The 21,000-nt window shown below is 71.4% G+C and carries 18 protein-coding genes and 3 pseudogenes; 3 read left to right on the top strand and 18 right to left on the bottom strand.

Annotated features, from left to right (window positions below):
• Positions 1-67: 67 nt before the first annotated feature.
• The 8 genes and pseudogenes from AA23TX_RS35605 to AA23TX_RS50515 all read right to left on the bottom strand — a co-directional run.
• A complete protein-coding gene (locus tag AA23TX_RS35605; protein ID WP_155547075.1) occupies positions 68-673 on the bottom strand; it encodes a hypothetical protein in 606 nt (201 codons plus the stop codon).
• Positions 674-702: 29 nt separating this feature from the next.
• Positions 703-1,842, bottom strand: a complete 1,140-nt coding sequence (locus tag AA23TX_RS35600; protein WP_155547074.1) for a hypothetical protein — start codon at positions 1,840-1,842, stop codon at positions 703-705.
• Positions 1,839-2,177 carry a hypothetical protein gene (locus tag AA23TX_RS35595; RefSeq protein ID WP_155547073.1) on the bottom strand — a complete coding sequence of 113 codons (339 nt, stop codon included), beginning with the start codon at positions 2,175-2,177 and terminating at the stop codon, positions 1,839-1,841. Before AA23TX_RS35595 ends, AA23TX_RS35600 begins: the two co-directional genes overlap by 4 nt.
• Positions 2,178-2,200: 23 nt before the next feature.
• Positions 2,201-2,686 carry a YbaB/EbfC family nucleoid-associated protein gene (locus AA23TX_RS35590; RefSeq protein WP_155547072.1) on the bottom strand — a complete coding sequence of 162 codons (486 nt, stop codon included), beginning with the start codon at positions 2,684-2,686 and terminating at the stop codon, positions 2,201-2,203.
• A 97-nt stretch (positions 2,687-2,783) separates the two neighbouring features.
• A complete protein-coding gene (locus AA23TX_RS35585; RefSeq protein WP_155547071.1) occupies positions 2,784-3,743 on the bottom strand; it encodes a glycine betaine ABC transporter substrate-binding protein in 960 nt (319 codons plus the stop codon).
• Between the two features lie 21 nt (positions 3,744-3,764).
• A pseudogene (locus AA23TX_RS50990) lies at positions 3,765-4,235 on the bottom strand (ABC transporter permease); the annotation flags it as partial.
• Between the two features lie 405 nt (positions 4,236-4,640).
• Positions 4,641-5,486, bottom strand: a pseudogene (locus tag AA23TX_RS50520) (ABC transporter ATP-binding protein); the annotation flags it as partial.
• Positions 5,487-5,621: 135 nt separating this feature from the next.
• A pseudogene (locus AA23TX_RS50515) lies at positions 5,622-6,068 on the bottom strand (ABC transporter permease); the annotation flags it as partial.
• Positions 6,069-6,315: 247 nt separating this feature from the next.
• Between AA23TX_RS50515 and AA23TX_RS35575 the strand changes: the two are divergent.
• Positions 6,316-8,154, top strand: a complete 1,839-nt coding sequence (locus AA23TX_RS35575; RefSeq protein ID WP_196425727.1) for a glycoside hydrolase family 5 protein — start codon at positions 6,316-6,318, stop codon at positions 8,152-8,154.
• A 1-nt stretch (position 8,155) separates the two neighbouring features.
• On the opposite strand, the gene AA23TX_RS35570 is transcribed toward AA23TX_RS35575, so the two are convergent.
• The 6 genes from AA23TX_RS35570 to AA23TX_RS35545 form a co-directional block, all read right to left on the bottom strand.
• Complete coding sequence (locus AA23TX_RS35570) at positions 8,156-9,097, bottom strand: glycoside hydrolase family 25 protein (RefSeq protein ID WP_155547068.1); 942 nt, start codon at positions 9,095-9,097, stop codon at positions 8,156-8,158.
• A gap of 29 nt (positions 9,098-9,126) precedes the next feature.
• On the bottom strand, positions 9,127-10,647 hold the full coding sequence (locus tag AA23TX_RS35565) for a right-handed parallel beta-helix repeat-containing protein (protein WP_155547067.1): 1,521 nt from the start codon (positions 10,645-10,647) through the stop codon (positions 9,127-9,129).
• Positions 10,648-10,695: 48 nt separating this feature from the next.
• Positions 10,696-11,871 carry a phage tail sheath protein gene (locus tag AA23TX_RS35560; protein WP_155547066.1) on the bottom strand — a complete coding sequence of 392 codons (1,176 nt, stop codon included), beginning with the start codon at positions 11,869-11,871 and terminating at the stop codon, positions 10,696-10,698.
• A gap of 403 nt (positions 11,872-12,274) precedes the next feature.
• A complete protein-coding gene (locus tag AA23TX_RS35555) occupies positions 12,275-13,030 on the bottom strand; it encodes an SDR family NAD(P)-dependent oxidoreductase (protein WP_155547065.1) in 756 nt (251 codons plus the stop codon).
• An 11-nt stretch (positions 13,031-13,041) separates the two neighbouring features.
• Positions 13,042-14,034, bottom strand: coding sequence for an LLM class flavin-dependent oxidoreductase (locus AA23TX_RS35550; RefSeq protein WP_155547064.1), 993 nt, complete (start codon positions 14,032-14,034; stop codon positions 13,042-13,044).
• The gene (locus tag AA23TX_RS35545; RefSeq protein WP_155547063.1) at positions 14,031-15,584 is read right to left on the bottom strand and encodes an acyl-CoA synthetase; all 1,554 of its coding nucleotides are present in this window, start codon (positions 15,582-15,584) and stop codon (positions 14,031-14,033) included. The genes AA23TX_RS35550 and AA23TX_RS35545 overlap by 4 nt, the downstream gene beginning before the upstream one ends.
• 116 nt (positions 15,585-15,700) lie before the next feature.
• Here AA23TX_RS35545 and AA23TX_RS35540 point away from each other — a divergent pair, with 116 nt between their 5' ends.
• On the top strand, positions 15,701-16,318 hold the full coding sequence (locus AA23TX_RS35540) for a TetR family transcriptional regulator (protein ID WP_155547062.1): 618 nt from the start codon (positions 15,701-15,703) through the stop codon (positions 16,316-16,318).
• Here the strand turns inward: AA23TX_RS35540 and AA23TX_RS35535 are convergent.
• Genes AA23TX_RS35535 through AA23TX_RS35520 form a run of 4 tightly spaced genes read right to left on the bottom strand, consistent with a single transcriptional unit; the run spans position 16,311 to position 20,197 of the window.
• Entirely contained in the window at positions 16,311-16,631 is a 321-nt protein-coding gene (locus tag AA23TX_RS35535; protein WP_155547061.1) for a DUF4387 domain-containing protein, read from the bottom strand. The two genes, AA23TX_RS35540 and AA23TX_RS35535, sit on opposite strands and share 8 nt — an antisense overlap.
• The gene (locus AA23TX_RS35530; RefSeq protein ID WP_155547060.1) at positions 16,624-17,988 is read right to left on the bottom strand and encodes an acyclic terpene utilization AtuA family protein; all 1,365 of its coding nucleotides are present in this window, start codon (positions 17,986-17,988) and stop codon (positions 16,624-16,626) included. The genes AA23TX_RS35535 and AA23TX_RS35530 overlap by 8 nt, the downstream gene beginning before the upstream one ends.
• 5 nt (positions 17,989-17,993) lie before the next feature.
• Positions 17,994-18,923, bottom strand: a complete 930-nt coding sequence (locus AA23TX_RS35525) for a phosphoglycerate dehydrogenase (RefSeq protein ID WP_230862917.1) — start codon at positions 18,921-18,923, stop codon at positions 17,994-17,996.
• A 5-nt stretch (positions 18,924-18,928) separates the two neighbouring features.
• Complete coding sequence (locus AA23TX_RS35520; protein ID WP_155547058.1) at positions 18,929-20,197, bottom strand: MFS transporter; 1,269 nt, start codon at positions 20,195-20,197, stop codon at positions 18,929-18,931.
• Positions 20,198-20,298: 101 nt separating this feature from the next.
• On the opposite strand from AA23TX_RS35520, the gene AA23TX_RS35515 reads away from it, so the two are divergent.
• Positions 20,299-21,000, top strand: a complete 702-nt coding sequence (locus AA23TX_RS35515; protein ID WP_155547057.1) for a GntR family transcriptional regulator — start codon at positions 20,299-20,301, stop codon at positions 20,998-21,000.

Genomic DNA, 21,000 nt, shown 5'->3' with positions numbered 1-21,000 from the left:
GGTGACGCACTACTCCGAACAGAGTAGTCACCTGGTGTGTCCGGACGCACACCGAGGGTTCCGGCGGTCACTCCGGCCAGCGGACCTCGTCCGGGTGCGAGAGGAACTGCCGCAGGTACTGGTCTTCGGTCCGGCTCCGCAACGGGAACGCGAACCGCGAGCCGTCCGGCCAGGTCAGCGTGCGCTTGCGGAAGCTGACCGCCGGGGTGTCCGCTCCCCTGGCCTCCCAGAGGATCCGCGGCTCGGGCGCGTCGGCCGGGTCCAGGTACGTCGAACCGGTCTCCACCAGCGCGACCGACGTCGGCGAGCAGACCAGCCACGGGCCCTTCGCGCGCCGGAGCAGGTCGAGCGGCTCGAGGACCTGGGCGTCCGCCGGGCCGGTCACGTGGACCGCGCGCTCGCCCTTGCCGCCGCCGCTGCCCGCCGCGCTCGCCAGGTACGCGACGAACCCCACCGCCGCGCCGATCCCGCGCGCGACGGTCAAGAAGCCCTCCCGGACCAGCCCTTCGCCTTCGACCGTGCCGTCCGGACGGCGGCCGGGGACGGCGAACCGCAGGTCCGCGTCGCCCAGGCGCAGCCCGATCACCGGCTCCCGCCAGTGCTCACGCAGCAGCGCCTCCACGCGCTCCCGGAACCCGGGGCGCACCTGCGCGGCATCGGCGGCGGACTCCATGCGGTCGCCGAACTCGACGGCCTTGCGCGCTAGATGTCCAAGTTCCGCCGGGTCTCCTCCGGGTTCTGGTCCCCGCCGATCGCGCTCTTGTCGAACCACGGTTCGTCCTCCTCCGGGGTGACGGCTTCCTTGCCTTCGCTGAACGCCGTCTTGCCCGCGGCGATGCCGGCCTTCACGCTCGCTCCCGCGACCAGCGGGCTCGCGCCGACCGAGGTGCCGAACATCGTGGTCAGCGCGCGGTTGCCGGGCGTGAACGGCACGCGCGCGGTGTTCTCCAGCGTGTCCAGGCCGAACCGCGACTCCCCGGCGTACCGGCCGAGCCGGAACTTCCGCGTCATCTCCACGACCTTCGTCGAGTACTTCGCGAGGAACTCGATGAACGTGTCGAGCAGCTTGCCGAACTTGCCGAGGTAGCGGGTGACCTTCTGCAGCACGCTCGCGGCCTTGGCGATGGACGCCGTCATCGCGGCGGCGACCGAGCTGCCGAAGCTGATCACCGACGCGGCCAGCGCGGGCAGCCAGATGGTGATCAGCCAGGAGACCAGCTCGGTGATGATCGCCTTGATCACCTCTTCGATGACCTGCATGACCATCGACCACATCTGCAGCACCTCGGCGACCGACCCGGCCGCCGAGCCGACGCCGCGGATGCCCGAGGAGAAGTCGCCGAGCGCCTCCTTGGCCGCCTTGCCCGCCTCGTCGACCCACTCGGCCAGCGCCGTGTCGCCGGTCTTCTCGAAGTCCTCGGCGAGGGCGACGAAGCCGTGCGCGATGGTGCTGAAGTTCTCCGACGCGTGCCCGATGGCCGGCCCGTCGCCGGTGACCGCGTGCAGCGCGTCCTGCAGCGGCTGGACCAGTTCGAGCAGCATGTTGAGCCCGTGGCTGACGAGCCAGCCGATCGGGTCCATCGCGAAGGTGACCATGTCGGTGGCGGCACTGGCGACGAACCCCGCGCCGTCGCCGACCAGCGCCTTGCCCGCCGAAGCCAGCTCCCCCACGCCGTCCGCCGAGGCGGCCTGCTGGGCGTGCTCGGCGATCGACTTGCCGGACTTGTACAGCGTGCCGACCACCGGCGTGGCCTCCGCGGCGCGGTCGAGGTTGGCGCTCGTGCTCTCGTCGTACGGCTGGACGTCCAGCGCGTCGGCGATGCTCCGCTTCGGCTCGGTCACTTGCCCTGCCCCCCGATCGCGTCGATCTCCGCCTCGTACCGGCCGAACGCGATCACGCCCGCCTCTTCGGTCCCGCGGTACATGTCGGCGGCCTTGGTCATCTTGGTGGTGAGGCCGTCGACGCCGTCCTTCAGCTCGCCCAGCAGCGAACGCAGCTCGCCGAGGCGGTCGGTGTAGCCCTGCTTGGCCCAGATCCCGACGACGCCCCAGGCGGTGTCGGTCACGTCGGCGGCGTCGATCTTGGCCCCGAACTTGTCCGCTTCGCCTTCGTAGAAGGGCAGTTGGCGCGCGTATCCGGAGATCGCGTCGATGTTGGTCTGGATTCCGTCTGACATCGCGGAAGTTCCCTCGGTCGGTTTCAGGAGCGGCGGAGGATCGGGCCCTGGTCGAAGTCGTCGTCGTCCCCCGGAGCGGGACGGCGTCGCGGCCGCGGCGCCTGCTGCTCCGACGCGGGTTCCGGCGCCGCGGTTCCGAACGCTTCGGCCTGGGCCTGCCGGACCTGCCCGCTCACGTCCACGCCGAGCTGGTCGCCGAACGCGTCGTCGACGATGCCGGCCTGCTGCTGGGCGGCCCCGGCCACGGCCTGGCGCAGGGTGGCCATGATCCGCTGGGCGAGCTGGCCCGCTTCCAGGTGCATCGCCCCGGCGGTGAGCCGCAGGTCGGTGACGGTCCCGCCGGCCCCCGCGACGACCGTCACCGTGCCGTCCGGCGAGGTCACGGTGCTCTCGAGCCGGGCGATCCGCTCCTGCATGTCGCCGACCTCGGCGAACCGGGCTTCGGCCTGGCGCACCTTCGACTGGAAGGTCTCGAACTGGGCGATCAGCTGGTCCATTTCGGCCGACATCGTCACTTCCTTCGCGGTACGGGGCTTCGCCGGATCATGACAGATCACCGGCGTCCACCGCGGCATTTCGGCGGAATGCGAAGAACGCCCCGCCCGCTCAGCCGATGAAGCCCGCCGCCTTGAGCCAGTCGTGCGCGACGGTGGCCGGCTTCTGGCCGTCCACGCTCACCTTCTTGTTCAGGTCCGTGAGCGTCGCCGTGTCGAGCTTCGCCGCGATCGGGGTGAAGAGCTGCTCCAGCTGCGGGTACTTGCCCGCGACGCCGGCCGCGATCGCGATGGCCGGGTTGTAGGTCGGGAAGAAGTGCTTGTCGTCGTCCAGCACCACCAGCTTCTGCCCGGCCACGCGCCCGTCGGTGGAGGCGACCGAACCGAAGCCGCACGGGTCGCCCTTGCCGATGCTCGGGTAGACGACGGCGTCGTTGAGCAGGTGCACCTGCGCGTCGGGCAACGCGAACCCGTAGGTCTTGGCCAGCCCCGGGAAGCCGTCGTCGCGGCTCTTGAACTCCGGGCCCATGCAGGTGGACGCCGCTCCCGGGTCCTTGTTCACCAGCGCCGCGTAGTCCGACACCGTCTTGACGCCGGTCTTGGCCACCGTCGCCGGGTTGCCCGCGATGGCGTAGGTGTCGTTGGCCGGCGAGCGGGCCCACCACGAGACGCCGTTGGCCGCGTCGGCCTGCTTGACCGCGTCGTACTGGGCCTGCGGGTCGGCGATCGGCTTGGTCTGCTTGAGGTAGCTGATCCACGCGGTGCCGGTGTACTCCCAGTACAGGTCGACCGCGCCGCTCGTGAGCGCCTGGCGGACGTTGCTCGACCCGGTGATGTTGGTCTTGTCCTGCGGGCTCGCCCCGGCCGCCTGCAACGCGACGAGCGCGATCTGGCCGAGCAGCAGCTGCTCGTCGAACTCCTTGGAGCTGACGCGGATCTGCGCGCCGCTCAGCGCGTCGATCTTCTTGATGGATCCCTCGCCCACCTGGGCGCCGGTCTGGTCCTTGCCGATCGTGCAGCCCGCGGCAAGCACCGCGACGAGCGCGAGAACAGCGGCAGTCGTGCGTCGCATGGGACGTCCTCCTTGAGTCGGTTATAGGCCGCGCGGGTGCAGGACCTCCTCCGCGACCAGGCCCAGCCAGTCGGCGAACAGCGCCAGCGCGGCGACGACGATGCCGAACGTCAGGCTCAGGATCGGGCGGTACAGGCCGATCCCGGCGACGAGACCGCCGCCGAGACCGCCGCCGTCGATGAACGTCGCCAGCGTCGCGCTCGCGACGGTGAGGACCAGCGCCGTGCGGATCCCGGCGAGGATCACCGGGACGGCCAGCGGCAGCTCGATCCGCCACAGGATCGCCGTCTTCGTCATGCCCATGCCGCGCGCGGCGTCGACGAGGGTCGGGTCGACGCCGTCGAGCCCGACCATCGTGTTGCGCAGCACCGGCAAGGTCGCGTAGACGACCAGCGCCGTCACCGCCGTCGCGGTTCCCGTGCCGATCCAGAGCGCGAGCAGCACGACGAGCCCGATCGACGGGATCGCCTGGCCGAGGTTGCCCAGGCCCAGGCCGATCGGCCGGAGCCACCGGGCGCCGGGGCGGGTCAGCAGGATGCCGAGCGGGAGGGCGATGGCGAGGGTGCACGCCGTCGAGATCAGCGTGAGCCGCAGGTGCGCGCCCAGCTCGGTGAAGATCTCGCCGGCGTTGAGGTAGCGCTGCTCGATCGAGTCGATCGGCTGCGCCCGCACGAGGAGGAACAGCGCCAGCAGGGCGAGGGCGATGAGCACCGGGCGGACCAGCAGGCCGAGCCGACGGCGGGGCCGCGCCGTCGGCTCGCGCTCCGGTGCCGGAGCGGGCGTCGCGGTGACCGCGAGCGGTGTCTCGTCGGTGGGCCGCAGCGCCGCGAGCAGGCCGGCGACGTCGCACACCCCCAGCGCGGTGCCGTTCTCGGTGACCGCGACCTCGGTGCTGCCGGTGCGCACCATCGTGTCCAGCGCGTCCCGCAGCGTGGCTTCCCGCGGAACCGCGGGCAGTCCGCCGGTCACCGGCCGGAGTTCCAGGTGCGACACCGGGATCAGCGCCAGCCGCTTCAGGTTCCGCCGCGAGCCGACGAACGACGCGACGTAGTCGTCGGCCGGCGCGGCGAGGATCGCCTGGGGCGTGTCGTACTGCGCGATCTCCGAACGCGGGCGCAGCACGGCGATCCGGTCGCCGAGCTTGAGCGCCTCGTCGAAGTCGTGGGTGACGAACACGATCGTCTTGCGCACTTCCCGTTGCAGGCGCAGGAACTCGTCCTGCAGCCGGGCGCGCGTGATCGGGTCGGTGGAGCCGAACGGCTCGTCCATCAGCATCACCGGCGGGTCCGCGGCCATCGCCCGCGCCACGCCGACGCGCTGCTGCTGGCCGCCGGAAAGCTCACGCGGGTACCGGAGACCGTGCTCGGGGGTGAGGCCGACGACGTCGAGCAGCTCCCGCACGCGGCCGGCGACGCGGCGCCGGGTCCAGCCGAGCACTCGCGGCACCACGCCGATGTTGGCGTCCACGCGCAGGTGCGGGAACAGCCCGACCTGCTGGATGACGTACCCGGTGTGGCGCCGGTGCTCGTCGACGTCGAGCGCCGTCACGTCGGTGCCGCCGATCGTGACCGCGCCCGAGGTGGGCTCGACGAGCCGGTTGATCATCCGCATGGTCGTCGTCTTGCCGCACCCCGACGGCCCGGTCAGCACGACGATCTCGCCCGCCGGGATCCGCAGCGTGAGGCGGTCGACGGCGGGCCGCGCCTGCCCGGGGTAGATCTTGCTGACCTCCCGCAGCTCGATCGTCTCGCCCGCGGTGCCGACTGCCTGCGCCGGCGCCGCTTCGGGGACGCGCCGGCGTCGTAGCGTGGTGAGCTTGCCGAGCACCACGAAGGCCAGGTCGAACAGCAGCGCCAGCACGACGATCCCGAGCGTCCCGGTCAGCACCTGGTTCAGCGAGTTGACCGCGCCGAACCGGCCGAGCCCGTCGAAGATCTCGTTGCCCAGCCCGGGACCCTTGACGTACGCGCCGATCGCGGCGATCCCGATGGTGATCTGCGTCGAGACGCGGATGCCGGAGAGGATCACCGGCCACGCCAGCGGCAGCCGCACGCGCCACAGCACCCGCGCGCGGCCGAGGCCCATGCCGCGCGCCGCGTCCACCACGGCCGGGTCGACGCCGCGCAGCCCGACGATCGTGTTGCGTGTGATCGGCAGCAGCGCGTAGAGCACCAGGGCGAACAGGACGTTGGTCAGCCCCAGCCCGAACGGGCCGATCAGGATGCCCAGCAGCGCGATCGAGGGGATGGTCAGGAACGCCGCGGTCGTGGTGGTCGCCAGGGAGCCGAGCCACCGGCGCCGGTAGGTGAGCAGGCCGACGGTCATCCCCACCAGCACGGCCAGCGCCACCGCCGCGAGGGTGAGGTCCACGTGCAGGATCGCGTCGTTGACGACGTCGATCCAGTTTTCGCGGAGGTACTCCCACAGGCTCAGACCGGGCTCCTCGAGGCGTCGCGGGGCGGAAAGTCACCCCCAGCCCAACACGTTCGCGTGGTCCTGTCCACCGCCGGGTTGATCCACCTGGCCGTATGCAACCGGCGGGTAGGTTGGTTAACCTCCGCCCGTGAGGTTCCTGGGTGTCGTGCTCACCGTGCTGTCCGCCGCCGGATTCGTCGTCGCTCCCGCGCCACCGGCGTCGGCCGCCACCGACCCGCCCGCCTTCGCGGGCCCGCTGAGCACCCGCGGGCGCTACATCGTCGACGCGAACGGCGACCGCTTCAAGCTGAAGTCCGCCAACTGGCACGGCGGGAGCGGGACGTGGACCGGGTCGGGCGACGTGAACGACCCCGCGAACCACCACGCCGGCGAGATCGCCTACCAGACCCCGCTCGGGCTGGACCGCGCCTCGATCGACACCGTGATCGACGGGCTCGCGCAGCTGGGCCTCAACAGCGTGCGACTGCAGTTCTCCAACGCGATGATCCACGACACGCGGCCGGTGCCGGACCTGCCCGCCAACCCCGGCCTGCACGGCCTGACCCCGCTGCAGGTGTACGACCGCGTCGTCGACCGGCTCACCGCGCGCGGGTTCGCCGTGATCCTCAACAACCACACCACGACGTCGCGCTGGTGCTGCGGGCTCGACGGCAACGAGCGCTGGAACACCGCGCAGTCCGAACAGCAGTGGCAGGACGACTGGCTGTTCATGGCCCGCCGCTACGCCGCGAACAAGCGGGTGGTCGGCGCCGATCTCTACAACGAGGTCCGCCGCAACGTCTTCGACGACCCGAACTGGGGCTGGGGCAACGACAAGGACTGGCAGCGCGCGAGCCAGCAGGTGGGCGACCGCATCCTCACCGAGGCCAACCGCGACCTGCTGATCATCGTCGAAGGCATCAACTGGACCGGCCTGCCGATCGACGGCTTCGCCCACGGACGGCCCACGCTGGAGCCCGCCCGCACGCTGTCGCACACGCTCGTCGACTCCGGGAAGCTCGTGTATTCGGCGCACTTCTACGGCTACACCGGCCCGAACCACTCCGGCGCGACCGGCGTCGGCGAGACCCACGACCCGCGCTACCGCGACCTCTCACCCCAGGAGCTGCGCGACACCCTGTACCGGCAGGCGTTCTTCGTCGAGCAGGACACGGGCAAGCACTACACCGCGCCGCTGTGGATCAGCGAGTTCGGCGAGGGCCGCGGCACCACCGACGCCGCTTCCCGGGCCTGGTTCGAGAACTTCGTGAGCTACCTCGCCGAGACCGACACCGACTTCGCCTACTGGCCCGCGGTGGGTTTCCAGACGAACGGCTCGGGTGACGGCTGGTCGCTGCTCGCCTGGGACGCGGCCGGCCACCGCATCGACGTCCTCGACGGCACCGACTGGCGCGGCCCGGCCTGGCAGCGGCTGGTGACCGCGCCGACGCGGACCGGGCAGATCGCGCCGGCCGAGCACTGGTCGATGCTCAATCTGGACTACGCCGACTTCCAGGAGTCACGCACGGTCCGGGCGCTGGGCGACTGGGATTCCGGCGCCCGCAAGGGCGTCTGTCCCGACGGCCAGCGCCTCACCGGCCTCGCGCACACCGGCGGCCGCGGCCTCTGCACCGGCACGCTGCCCACGCCCACGGCCTACACGACCGTCCGCGACGAGTCCTATGTGGACATCGACTGGGCGTCGGGGTACACGAAGGCGCAGTGCCCGCCCGACCACGCCGTGGTCGGTTACAGCGTCCGGGGCGCGGCGGTCTCCGCGGTGCTGTGCGGCCGCTCCCCCGCCCCGCTCGGCCGCGCCGGCCGCACGGTCTGGTTCGACCGCGGCGACAACCGCCCGGCGGGCGACCCCGGCGGCGACTTCGCTTCGGGCAACTACAAGGGACAGTGCGCGCCGGGCGAATACGTCGCCGGGGTGGCGTACACGGGCCGGGTGGGCTCGAGCCGGACGCCCGACGCGCTGCTCTGCCGCTCCTGAGTCAGGCCGGGGACCTGAGGCGCTCCACGAGCATCTGCCGGACCTCGTCGGCCGTCTCGGTGCCGGCCGCCCGGGTGACCGCGTCGGTGACAGCCGGCACGAGCTCGGCGACCAGCTTCCCTTCGAGCGCCGCGGCGAGCTGCTGCGGGTCGACCGGGTGGGCCGAGCTGTCGGTGATGAGCTTGGTGACGGCGTCGAGCGAGGAGCCCAGCGCCGTGATCTTGGCGTCCAGGTCCTTGACGAACTGGGCGTAGTTGCGGTTTCCGGCGCTGTCGAAGACGTTGCCCCACATGAACTGGACGAAGTCGTCGCTGGTGAACGGCATGGCACCCTCCGGGTCGAGGTGGTTGTCGGTGTAGGACTCGTCGAAGTCGACGGCGCCGGCCGAGCCGGGCAGGCTGCCGCCGCTGGTGTACTGGTGGACGTCGTAGCGGCCCGGGTACCGGCCGGCGCCGGGGGCTTCCGGGCGCGCGCCGTACCGGGCGATCACGATGACCAGGCCCGGCACCTCCCACTGGTCCGGGCGCAGCGCGGCGGCGAACGACGCGCTCATGTAGACGGCCGGCCGGACCCCCGCCGCCGCGACGCGCCCGCAGAACGCGGTCCCGAAGTCCCGCGCCCCCGCGTCGGGGCGGAACGGGGCTTCGAGGTCCAGCATCGGCGCGACGCCGATCGCGCCGAGCCGCCGGACCTCGGCGAGCAGCAGGTCGGCCTGCTCCTCCGGACCGGCGGTGAGCTGGGCGTAGTGGTAGCCGCCGACAGGGATCCCGCGCGACTTCGCGCCGGCCACGTGGGTGTCCGGCCGGTAGACCACGTTCCCTTCCTTGCGGCTGTAGGGCGCTCCCCCGTCGGAGACCTTGACCCACGCGAACGCGAGGTCGGTCACCTGGTCCCAGCGAAGGCCGCGCTGGTAGAACGGATGGACGTCGGTTCCCCTGGCCATGGTCGGTTCTCCCTTCGGTCACGTGCCGGTCATTGCCCCGGCTGGAGCGTGGCGACCGGGCAGGTCGGCGCGACGGGCCACCGGTTGCCGGTCGAGACGATCGACGGCGGGAACCCGCCGGGCGCCCGTTGCGAGCACTGCAGCGACCGGGCGGCGCCGCGGGCCGAGTTCAGCGCGACGGTGACGCCGCGGAACGGTTCCGGCCGGGAGTCGAGACGGATCGCGGCGAAGTAGGGACTCGCGCCCGCCACCGTGTTGCCCGTGATCATCGCGTCTTCGATCGGCCCGCTGATGCCCTGGAGCGTGACTCCCGAACCGTCGGGCGCGGCCCCGGTGAACGTGATGTCGTTGTCGCGCACCCCGATCTCGTGCACCGAGTCGCCGTAGATCCCGTCCGCGTCGCCGTCCAGCGCGATCGTGTTGCCGGTGACCGTCACCTGGGCCGGGATCCCGCCGCTGTGCGGGGTGATCCGGATGCCGGGGCCGGACGCGCCGTGGCGCCGGATGATGTTGCCGGCGATCTTGTCGCCGGTGGCCACGTTCTGGGAGTCGACGACCCCGGCACCGCTCACCGCGGTCACGTCGAACGTGTTGTCCGCGACGACGACGTCCTCGGTCCGGTAGAGGGAAAGTCCCTTGCCGGCGAAGGTGTTCCCGGTGATCGTCGCGTGCCGGTAGGAGGTCAGCGACGCGCTGAAGTTCACCGTCGAATCGGCGAAGGAGTTCCCCTCGAGCCGCAGGCCGTCGTCCCAGTCGCCGCCGGTGGCTTCCCCGTCGAAGGCGGTGTCGCCGATCTGCTCGCCGAAGTGGTTTCCCAGTACCGCCAGCGAGAGCACGTTGCGCTGCACCCCGATCCCCGAGCGGGCGCAGCTGACGAACGACCCGCCCGAGATCGTCACGCGTTCGACCGCGGTGGCCGCGGTGTTGCCGAGCACCCGGATGCAGTCGCCCTTGCGCGACCCGGGCGTCGCCGGGTGGGCGAAGACGACGTCGCGGACCGTGACGTCGGAGACCGGCATCGAGCAGGTCCCGTTCGCCGTGGTGCACACGCCGGAGCCGATCGCGATCGCGTGCGTCTGCTCGTCGGTGTTGCTCGCCGCCGACGTGTCGATCAGGAGCCGCTGCACGGTGACGTCGCTCGCTCCCGGGTCGAGCGAGACCACCGCGACGGCGGCCGCCTGCTGGTCACCGACCAATTCGAGCACCGAGCCCGGCCCGGTGCCGGTGAGCGTCACGTGCGCGCCGTGGGTGGACAACGCGGCGAACCGGTCGTAGGACCCGGCCGGCGCGCGGGACACGCGCCACCGCCCGCTGCCCAGGCAGACCGTGCCGCCGCCCGCGGCGCTCGCCGCGTCGAGGGCGGCCTGGACGGGCGCGCGGTCGTCCACGCCGTCGTCCGGCACCGCCCCGAAGGCGACGGGGTCGAAGCACCCGCCCGCCCCCGAGCCGGCCCGGGGCACCGCGGCCGCCGACACGACCACCGCGGTCCCGATCGACAAGCCGGCGATCGCCGCGGTCACCAGCAGTGCCCGCCGTCGGATTCGCATCATGCGCATTCCCCTTTGCTTCCCCGGAAAAGATTCAGTAGCCGTTCCTGCTCAGCGCCGGGCGGCGAGAGTCACGTTGAGCCGGTGCACCGCGGGCCCGTAGGTGATGCCGATGAGGACGGACACCTGCCGGGTCCGCCGGGCGGTGGCCACTTGGGCCTCTTCGGCGGCGGTGCGGGCGGTCTCCGGCAGCGCGAGGATGGCCAGCAGCGGGACGGTGACCGAGAAGTCGTCGATCACCTCGCCGAGCTGCAGCGGGCCGAGGATGCCCTCCACCCGGACCCGCACCGACGTGAGGCCGGCCTTCGTGATGCTCGCGTCGCCGGCCAGCCCGGCCCGCAGCCGGAACTCGATGTCGTCGAGCACCCGGCAGATGTCGACGTAGTTGCGGGCGGGGTCGGACGAGAACGTGCCGCCGTCGCCCAGGAACAGCCCGGTGCCGGGCACCAGCGCCGGGTCGACCAGCGGGATCACGCCCTGGCCGGCCAGCCCGGTGACCTCCGACGGCGCGTACTGCTGCGTGATCGGCATCGTGAGGCCGCGGACCCGTTCGAGCACGACGCCGGCGGCCGGGGCCAGGCCGGCGATCGCCCCCATCACGGCGGCGGCCGCGTCGGCGACCGGGTTCGGGTCGACCGTCTCGTCGGTGGTCGCGCCCCGCGCGGCGACGAGGACCATCCGGCCGGTCGCGCTCCTCAAGGCACCGTAGGAGTTCGCCGCCAGCACGGTGTCCACATAGGTCGCGGACGGCGCGGTGGCGGGGTCGATCATCGCGACCGCCAGCCGCCGGTTTCCCGCCGCCGACTGGGTTTCCACGTGCTCGGCCAGCGCGCGCAGCCCGGTCGCGGGCGTGGCACCGTCGGTGGCCGAGCCGACGTTCGTCTCCCCGGCCAGGCAGACGAACGTGACGTCGTCGGCGGCCTCCAGCCCGGTGAGCGCGGCCGCGTAGTTGCCCGCCGCCGGCGTGCGGACGCCGTAGATCTTGCTCGGCCGCGGGTCCTGCGCGAGGACCAGGTCGAGGCTGCGGCTCAGCGGCGTCGCGGCGCCGGCCTTGCCGAACAGGGCGATCGCGTCGGCGTGGCCGGTGATCACCAGCGGCGTCGACACGGGCGCGGTGGCACCGTCGGCGTCGCCGACGACCGCGACGACGCCGGGCGAGCGCCGGGCCACCGGCACGAGTGCGCTGGTGTCGATGACGACGTCGACCGGTTGGACGAAGGTGGTCATACCGACCTCCGTCCGTGGTTCCGACGTGGTCGACGCGCGTGGCTCGGCCGGGACTCCCGGTCCAACCACCGCGGATCGTCCACCGGCACCAGGACCGGTTCGCCGTCCGCCGAGCAGCGCTCCGCGACGACGGCGGCATCCGTTCTCCCCACGGCAATCCCCCAAGTCGGCTGCCGCGTGGCAACCGGCCACGCGGACCGTCCCGGGAGCGGGCCCCACCCCGAATTCCCCGGACGATGCGGCGACGCTCGCACACCTCGTCGACAGTTCGTCGACAACGGGACGACGCGGCATCGGCTCGCCCGAGCGTGACGCGGCAGGTACCGAGGGTGAAGCCGATCTCCGCTCCGAAGCGGGGACGGCCGGCGGGTCCGCCGCTCGCGGACCCGCCGGCCGGGGGCCGTCAGACGAGCGAAGCGGTCAGCCCGCCGTCGAGGACGTAGTGGCTGCCGGTGATCCACGTCGCCCGGTCGGACGCGAGGAACGCCGCCACCTCGGCGATGTCCTGCGGCGTGCCGAGCCGGCCCTGCTTGGCCGCGACGAGGTCCTTGAACGGGACCTGGGTGGCCGCCTCGAAGTCGGGGACGAGCCGCTCGACCATGGCGGTGTCGGCGAAGCCCGGGCAGACCGCGTTGACGCGGATGCCGGCCGGGCGCATCTCCACCGCGGCGACCCGGGTCAGCTGGATGACCGCCGCCTTCGTCGCGCAGTAGGAGCCGAGCAGCGGGCTGCCGCCGATGCCGGCGATCGAAGCGATGTTGACGATGTTGCCCTTGGACTCCATCAGGTGCGGGGTCGCCGCCTTCATCGTCACGAACGTGCCGCGCACGTTCACCGCGAAGATCTTGTCGAAGCTCTCGGTGGACTGCTGCAGCAGCGGCGACGAGACCTCGATCCCGGCGTTGTTGACCAGGACGTCGAGACCGCCGAGGAGGTCGACCGCCTGCTGGATGGCGGACTGGACCTGGCCCTCGTCGGTGACGTCGCAGTTGGCGACGCCGGCGGCGCCGATCTCCTCGGCCGCCTGCTTGGCCGCGTCGGCGTTCATGTCACTGACCACGACCCGGGCGCCGCGTTCGGTGAACAGCGCCGCGATCGCCTTGCCGATGCCGGCGCCGGACCCGGTGACGAAGACGCGCTTTCCCTCGAGTTCGGACATGCTGGTTCCTCTCACATCGCTTCGATCTTGGGCAGGATCTCTTCTTTGAGACGCTTTAGGTCGTCGAGCGTCTTCGCGACCGGGACGTCCGCGAACGGCGGCCACAGGAACGGCATGGTCAGCCCGGCTTCCTTGTACCGCTTGAGCTGGTCGGTGATCTGCGCTTCCGACCCGACGAGCAGGTTCGTGCCCTTGCCCCGGGGAGTCTGGTCCATGTCCTGGTCGGTGATGACGAACCAGATCATGCTGGAGATCTCGAGGTCGTCGACCGACCGCTTGGTGTCGAGCTCGTCGAGCTCGCGCTGGATCTCGGTGCGCCACCGCCGGATGTCCTCGGGCGAGTCCTGGATCCCGATCCAGCCCGACAGCCCGTACTTCGCGATGCGCGCGGCGGAGCGCTTCGGGTCCTTGAGACCGCTGAAGAAGATCGGCGGGTGCGGCTTCTGCACCGGCTTGGCCCCGAACCCGGCCGGCTCGAAGTCGGCGAACTCGCCGTGGTACTCGAAGACCTCGTTGGTCCAGATGCCCTGCATGATCTCCAGGGTTTCGCGGACGTGCTTGTGCCGCTTGGGAAAGATGTGCGCGGCACTGGCGGCGGCGAACTCTTCGGGCATCCAGCCGGAACCGACGGCGACGTTGAGCCTGCCGCCCGAGAGGTGGTCGATGGTGGCCAGCTCCGCGGCGAGCACGCCGGGGGAACGGTACGGCGTGTCGATGATGCTCATGCCGATCCGGACCTTCGAGGTTTTCGCGGCGAGCCAAGGGAGCAGCGGCATGCCCTGGAGGAACTCGCCCCGCGAGCTCACCGGGAGCTGCTTCCCCATTTCGTCCAGCATTCCGAAGGGGTACTGCATTTCCCCTCGGTCCGACGCCTCCGGCACGATGATCCGGTCGAGCGTCCAGACGGAGTCGAAGTCGAGGTCTTCGGCGAGCGCGGTGAGGTCTTCGAGCTCCCGGACGGTCACCTTGTCCCGGAAGTTCGGCAGGTAGAGCGCGAGTTTCATGGTCGGACAGCCTCCTTGCTGCGTTCGGTGAAGGTGGAGCGGATGTCGGCTTTCAGTACCTTGCCGACGGTGGAGCGCGGCAGCTCCGGCCAGATCTCGATCTGCTTCGGCGCCTTGACGCTGCCGATGCGGTCCTTGACGAACGCGATCAGCTCGCCGGTGTCCAGCTCCCGGCCGGGCTGCAGCTGGACGACGGCGGTGACGCGTTCACCCCACTTGTCGTCGGGCAGGCCGATCACGGCGCAGTCGCGGACGGCGTCGTGGGCCATCACGGCCTGTTCGACCTCGGCGGAGTAGACGTTGAAGCCGCCGGTGATGACCATGTCCTTGGCGCGGTCGACGATGTGGAGGAACCCCTCGTCGTCGAGGAACCCGATGTCGCCGGTGTGGTGCCAGCCGTGCGCGGACGCCTCCGCCGTGGCCTCGGGGTTGCGGTAGTAGCCGGCCATCACGAGCGAGCCGCGCACGCAGATCTCGCCGCGGTCCCCCTGCGGGACAGGACGTCCGTCCTCGTCGAGGATCGCCACCGTGACCAGCGGCGAGGGGCGGCCGGCGGAGGCCAGCCGTCCCGTGTGGACGGTGCCGTCGGGTCGGCGGTGGTCCGCGGGCGACATCGTCGAGATCATCATCGGGGCCTCGGACTGACCGAACAGCTGCGCCATCGGGCCGATGCGGTCGAGGGCCTCGGTCAGCCGGGCCGTCGACATCGGGGCCGCGCCGTACCAGAAGCACTGGAGGGACGACAGGTCCGTGCGGTCGAGCGCTTCGTGGCCGAGCACCATGTAGATCAGCGTCGGCGGCAGGAACGTGTGGGTGACGCGGTGGCGTTCGATCAGCTCCAGGAACCGGCCGACGTCGGGCTTGGCCATGATCACGACCTCGCCGCCGCGGGCGAGGATGGGGAAGCACAGGACACCGGCCGCGTGGGTCAGCGGGGCCAGGGCCAGGTACACCGGGCGCCCGTCGAAGGGGTAGCTCATCAGCGTGATCGCCGACATCGCCTCGAGGTTGCGGCCGGTGAGCATGACGCCCTTGGGCCGTCCGGTGGTGCCGCCGGTCCCGACGAGGGCGGCGATGTCACCGGGTTGGTCCGCCTCGGCGCTCGGATCGTCTCGGGCGGCGTCGAGCCAGTCCGGGAAGCCCGGCGCGAAGTCGTCGCCTTCGCCGAGGCGGACGAGGGTGGTCAGCTTCGGCAGCTTCGGGGCGATCCGGCGGACCAGGTCCTCGAAGCCGGGCTGGAAGATCAAGGTCGAGCAGTCGAACAGGTCCAGGAGCTCGGCGTTCTCGCCGGCGGCGTTGCGCGGGTTGATCGGGCACCAGACGGCACCCGCACGGGCGATGCCGAAGACGCAGCTGAACGCGGTCGGGTCGTTGGCCGAGAGGATGCCGACCTTGTCCCCCGGCCGCACGCCGGAGCGCCGCAGAGCGCGGGCGACGGCCTGGGCGAACTCGACCACTTGGCCGTAGGACAGGGAGTTCCCGTCGAGGGTCAGGCAGGGCGCGCCCGGGTCCAGGGAGGCGCCTTTTTCCAGGTAGAAGTACAGAGACATCGTCGTCCCTCTCGAGCTGCGTCGGTCGCTGGACACGACCCTGGCCGCCGTTTGGACGAATGTCAAGATTTTCTTGGACGATTGGTCAGAGAACCGCTCGGTGGTATCTTCGGCCGGTGACCAGCGCAGCCGCCGTCCGGCGCCGCACCCGAGTCGACAAGTTCGAGGACCGCCGTCGCGAACTCGCCGACGCGGCCCTGCTGGCGTTGGCCGACCTCGGCTACGCCCGCACGAGCCTGCGCACGATCGCGGAGCACACCGACTTTTCGCACGGGCTGCTGCACTACTACTTCGCCGACAAGGTCGAGCTGATCACGTATTGCGTGCGGCGGTACAAGGCCGCGTGCGTGAAGCGCTACGAAGGCGGCGTCGGCGGGGCGGCCACCACCGACGAGCTGGCCGCGGCGTGCGCGGACGGGCTGGCGGCGGCGCTCGAAGAGGCGCCGCTCATGCACCGGCTCTGGTACGACCTGCGCTCGCAGTCCCTGTTCGAGGAAGCGTTCCGCGACGACGTCGCCGAGATCGACGCGAGCCTGCAGGAGATGATCTGGCGCAACGTCCGGGCGTACGCGGACTTGACGGGGGTCGAGCCGACGTGCACACCGCCCGAGGCGTACGCCCTGTTCGACGGCCTGTTCCAGCAGGCCCTGCAGCGCCACATCATCGGCGCCGAGGACGCGCTCGACGACCTGCGGAGCGGTGTTCGCCGGCTGTTCCCCCGCCTGTTCAGCTGAGCGGGACCACCATCCGCGCCAACGGCACGTGGTGCTGCCCCGCGTGCATGTCCCGGTCCCGCAACGACCCCTGGCTCACCGGCCGCGGGAACGAAATCTTCACGACGTTCAACGACGGGATCCGGAAGATCTGGATCGTCTCTTCCTCCACCCGGTACAGCGAAGCCACCACGCGCTCGTTCAAGAACGTCTCGTCCGCCGCCACGCGGTAGCCGTCCGCGTCCCTCATGAACAGCTCCAGCGTCACCCAGAACGGGCCCGCGTTCTTGGAGCGCACCTCGTGGGCCAGCTCCGCCAAAGTCGTTTCAGGCATGGGACTTCCCCTCGAACTCGATCCGGAACAGGTCCAGCGGCGCGCAGTCGACGACGTGGTTCAGCACGAACTCGTACGCCGCGCCGCGCTCGACCTCCGCCGGGGACGACGGGAACGCGAAGCTCGGCAAGTAGTCCATCGACGGTGTCGGCAGGTGGAGCATCAGCGGGTTGGCGATCTTCGCCACCGCCGTCGCCGTCGCCTGGTCCGGCGCGTTCACCAGCAGCATCACGCCCACCTCGCGCGGCGGGCCACTCTCCGGTTCCAGCTCACCGAGCACCGCGTTGTGGCCGTACAGCCGCAGGTCGAACGCGTACTCGTCGTCCGCCAGGCCCAGCGTCTGACCCACCCGCTGCGTGATCAACGCACGCATCAGCGACGCCCACTCGTCGATGTCGGCGAGCACCAGCGGGTCGCGGATCGCCGAGAACGACATCGTCTCGTACCCGGTGATCCGCGCGCCCTCCAGCTTGATCGTGTGCTGGTCCGCGACGTGGAAGCGAGACCCGGTGACCCGCACGATCCGGTCGTCGACCGCCGTGTACACCGCCTCGCGGACGTCGAGCGTGCCGTCGGGTTCGCGCATCTCGAACGGGTTCGCCGTCTCGTACAACATGTGCGCCGCCACCAGGATCGGCGTGCACGCCGCGCCCGGGTCGAGCGGCTCGATCGTGAAGCCGTCCGCGTCGATGGTCGCCAGGACGCCGCCCGCGCGCGGGTTGTCGGTGCACTGGCCGCCGCACTCGACGATCTTGGCGGCGTGCCACGTCGGCCCGGCCGGCATTCCCTTCATGAGCGGGAACGCGGCCGCCACCGCCGTGTCGGTCGCGCGGCCGGCCAGCACGACCTGGGCGCCCGCGCGCAACGCCTCGACGATCGGCTCGTGCCCCATCGCGCCGACGATGTGCGTGCAGCTCTCCAAGGTCTCCGCGGCCAGCTCCCCCAGTGGGGGCAACGGGTGGACCCGGCCGGAGCCGAGGTGGTCCTTCAGCTCGGCCGCGTCCTGCTCGCTGTAGATCTTCGCGACCCTCAGGTCCAGGCCCTCCTCCGCGAGCACCTCGGCGGCGATCCCGGCGACCCAGTCGACGCCGGCGTCGGTCCCGCTCGTCCCGCACGAGCCCACGATCACCGGGATCCCGGCGCCCGCGGCGGCCGTGAACAGGCTGCGCAGGTCGCGCGCGACGGCCTTCGCGGTCGTCTTGGCCTTCGCCGCGCCGAGGTAGTACGGGCCCGAGTCGGTCGACCCGCCGTCGATGCTGATGACGTCGGCGCCCAGGGCGATCCCCCGCTCGACCGTCGCGTGGTCCCAGCCCGCGCCGAGCATCCCGCTCGGCGCCAGCACGCGCACTTTCTCCATGTCCCTCATCCCTCTCCGTTCACCACGTGCCGGGCCCGGCCGTCGAGGGCCGCGACCAGTTCTTCCGCACCGCGCAGGCCCGCGGCCCGGCGCGCTTCGGCCGTCTGCCCGGCCAGGTGCGAACAGACGACGATCCCGTCCACCCCGCGCAGCGGGCTGGTGTCCGGCAACGGTTCTTCGCACACGACGTCGAGCGCCGCGCCGGCGATCTCGCCGGAGCGCACGGCCGCGACGAGCGCGTCCTCGTCGACGATCGCGCCGCGCGCGGTGTTGACGAGCAACGCCGTCGGCTTCATCAGCTTGAACGCCTCCGCGTCGAGCATGCCCCGCGTCCGGTCGGTCAACGAGGTGTGCACCGAGACGTAGTCCGAAGTGGACAGCAGCTCGGGCAGGTCGACGAACCGGACGTCCGGCCCCCGCAGGCCGGACGTGCAGACCACCGTCATGCCGAACGCGCGAGCCAGCGGGACGACCGCCCGAGCCGAAGCGCCGTACCCGATGAGCCCCAGAGTCGACCCGCGCAGCTCGTGGCCGTCCTCGCGCGGCCACTTCCCCGCCGCCACCCCGGAAGCCGACTGCACGAGCCGCCGCGCTCCGGCGAGCAGCAGCCCGAACGTGTACTCGGCCACGGCGTTGGCGTTGACGCCGGGCAGGTTGCTGACGCTGATCCCCTGCCGGGCAGCGGCTTCGACGTCGATGGAGTCGTACCCCACGCCGGTCCGCACGATGACGCGCAGCTTCGGAGCGCGAGCCAGCACCCCGGCGGTCAACGGCTCGTTGGCCACCAAAGCCGCGTCGATCCCGTCGAGCGCCGCGACGAGCTGCGAGGGATCGCGCTTGCCGATCATCGGCGAGTACACGGTTTCCAGCCCGGCCCCGCGCAGGTACTCGTCCACCTCGTCGCCGGGACGCAGGTAGTCGGCGGTGACCAGCACGCGCCTCACAGTGCGCGTCCGTCGGTGCGACGTCGTTGCAGCGAAGCGATCCGGGCCACCAGTAGCACCGCGACCGCCGTGACGACCGCGATGTCGAGCAGCAGGAACGGCCACCCGGTCACGTCGACCATGCCGCCGACCAGCGCCGGCCCGAGGAACCCGCCGCCCGCCCAGCCGACGGTGTAGAGGCCGGTGTAGGTGCCGAGCACCCGGGCCGAGGGCGCGAGGTTCCACAGGACGACCGCCATGTTGACCATGAACGCCGACGCTCCCGCGGCCGCCACGCACATCGCGACGACCGTGCCGGTGGGCGTCCGCACGATCGTGCCGAGCACCATCGCCGCGGCGAACACGGTCATCCCGATCAGGATCACGCGCAGCCGGCCGAAGCGTTCGGCGCACAGCGCCACCGGGTAGGCGGCGACGATGAACGCCAGCCCGCTGGGCAGGGTCAGCCCGCCGGCGTCGCCGCGGGACATGCCCAGCGTCTCCATGCCGTAGTTGGTGATGAGCGACCGCGACGCGAACCACGCGCTGCCGAAGGCGAGCACGGACAGGATCACCAGCAGCCGGCTGCGGTCGGTGTCCCGGACGAGGTCGAGCAGGACGTCCCGCATCCGCACGCGCGGCGCGTTCTCGGTGTGCCCGGCGCGGTCCTCTTCGAGCGCGGCCCGGTAGGCCGGGGACTTGCTGTCGCGCACCCGCCAGGCGAGCACGCCCACCGACACGAGCATCAGCACCGCCGGGATGGCGAAGGACAGCTTCGGGAAGTCGTCGATCAGGAAGATGCTGATCAGCGCGGCGACGATCACCGTGATGCTGGAGGCGATCTTGACCGCCGCGTTCGCCCGGCTGCGCCGCTCGGGGCCGATGTAGTCCGGGAGCAGCGACTCGGCGATCGGCTTGAACGAGTTCGCGACCAGGGCGTAGCCGAACATCACCAGGATCAGCAGCGGCAGCGAGGCCGCGGCGTGCGGGATGAGCACGAACAGCACGGCCGCCACCGGCATCCCGACGACGAGGTACGGGATGCGCCGGCCCCACGAGGTCCGGGTGCCGTCCGAGCGGTTGCCCATCCACGGCTGGATGAAGATGCCGAGCAGGTTGTCCATGCCCATCAGCGCGCCGATGAGCGCGGCGCTACTGACGTGCTCGCGCAGCAGCGGCGGGACCTGCGAGTCGTAGAGGTTCCAGGTCGACTCCTGCGCGAAGACCGCCAGAGCCACGAAGAACGTGATGCGTCCCGTCCGGACGCGCGGGGTGGTCAACGTCATCGTCGGCACCTTCCCTTGGGCATGCCCGCCACCGTACTTTTGCTATAGCAAGATGGTCAATAGTTGCAAACGTGTTTTGCGATGGCCAGTAGGCTGGGCTCATGAGGGGCGAAGCACTGCAGACCGACACGCTGGCCGACCGCGTGTACCGCGCGATCCGCGACGCGATCACCACCGGCGAGCTGCGCCCGGGCCAGAAGGTCACCGAACGGGGGTTCGCCGAGCAGCTGTCGGTCAGCCCGACGCCGGTCCGCGAGGCCATCCGGCGCCTCGAACAGGACGGCCTCCTCGAACGGTCCGGCCCGCGCACGGTCAAGGTGGCGATGTTCGGCGGCGTCGCCATCCAGGACCTCGCCGAGGTCGAGGTGGGCCTGCGCGGCATGGTGGCGCGCTTCGCCGCCCGGCACGCGACGCCCGAGCAGCTGGACGGGCTCGACGCGATCCTCGACGAAGCCGACGACCTGCTCATCCTCATCAAGCAGCGCCACGAGTCCGGGCAGGACGTGGACAAGCACGTCGGCCGGCTCTTCGACGCCATGCAGCTCTTCAACGGTCTCGTCGAGTCGTGCGCCGGCAACCCGGTGCTGGTCCGCCTGCTCGACCAGACCCGGGTGTTCTCCTACCCCGAACGGCGCTCGCGCGTGATCGAACGCGTCAGCGTGGACGACACGTTCGGCCTGGACCGCTACACGACCCACCGCGCGCTCGTGCGCGCGTTGCGGGCCGGCGACTCGGCGCGGGCCGAGGCGCTGGTGCTCGAAGACGCCCGGGGCGGGCTCGGCGACCTGCTCGCCGGCCGGTGA

Source organism: Amycolatopsis camponoti, from assembly GCF_902497555.1.
Classification (GTDB): Bacteria; Actinomycetota; Actinomycetes; order Mycobacteriales; family Pseudonocardiaceae; genus Amycolatopsis; species Amycolatopsis camponoti.
The sequence above is the reverse complement of the archived record's forward strand: the minus strand, read 5'-3'. Positions and strand labels throughout refer to the sequence as shown.

What these genes read in the sequence shown, in the direction of transcription:
- AA23TX_RS35605 (WP_155547075.1), bottom strand. Translation starts at nt 673, where the DNA reads ATGGAGTCCGCCGCCGATGCCGCGCAGGTGCGCCCCGGGTTCCGGGAG.
- AA23TX_RS35595 (WP_155547073.1), bottom strand. Translation starts at nt 2,177, where the DNA reads ATGTCAGACGGAATCCAGACCAACATCGACGCGATCTCCGGATACGCG.
- AA23TX_RS35590 (WP_155547072.1), bottom strand. Translation starts at nt 2,686, where the DNA reads ATGTCGGCCGAAATGGACCAGCTGATCGCCCAGTTCGAGACCTTCCAG.
- AA23TX_RS35585 (WP_155547071.1), bottom strand. Translation starts at nt 3,743, where the DNA reads ATGCGACGCACGACTGCCGCTGTTCTCGCGCTCGTCGCGGTGCTTGCC.
- AA23TX_RS35570 (WP_155547068.1), bottom strand. Translation starts at nt 9,097, where the DNA reads ATGGCCAGGGGAACCGACGTCCATCCGTTCTACCAGCGCGGCCTTCGC.
- AA23TX_RS35565 (WP_155547067.1), bottom strand. Translation starts at nt 10,647, where the DNA reads ATGATGCGAATCCGACGGCGGGCACTGCTGGTGACCGCGGCGATCGCC.
- AA23TX_RS35560 (WP_155547066.1), bottom strand. Translation starts at nt 11,871, where the DNA reads ATGACCACCTTCGTCCAACCGGTCGACGTCGTCATCGACACCAGCGCA.
- AA23TX_RS35555 (WP_155547065.1), bottom strand. Translation starts at nt 13,030, where the DNA reads ATGTCCGAACTCGAGGGAAAGCGCGTCTTCGTCACCGGGTCCGGCGCC.
- AA23TX_RS35550 (WP_155547064.1), bottom strand. Translation starts at nt 14,034, where the DNA reads ATGAAACTCGCGCTCTACCTGCCGAACTTCCGGGACAAGGTGACCGTC.
- AA23TX_RS35545 (WP_155547063.1), bottom strand. Translation starts at nt 15,584, where the DNA reads ATGTCTCTGTACTTCTACCTGGAAAAAGGCGCCTCCCTGGACCCGGGC.
- AA23TX_RS35535 (WP_155547061.1), bottom strand. Translation starts at nt 16,631, where the DNA reads ATGCCTGAAACGACTTTGGCGGAGCTGGCCCACGAGGTGCGCTCCAAG.
- AA23TX_RS35530 (WP_155547060.1), bottom strand. Translation starts at nt 17,988, where the DNA reads ATGGAGAAAGTGCGCGTGCTGGCGCCGAGCGGGATGCTCGGCGCGGGC.
- AA23TX_RS35520 (WP_155547058.1), bottom strand. Translation starts at nt 20,197, where the DNA reads ATGACGTTGACCACCCCGCGCGTCCGGACGGGACGCATCACGTTCTTC.
- AA23TX_RS35515 (WP_155547057.1), top strand. Translation starts at nt 20,299, where the DNA reads ATGAGGGGCGAAGCACTGCAGACCGACACGCTGGCCGACCGCGTGTAC.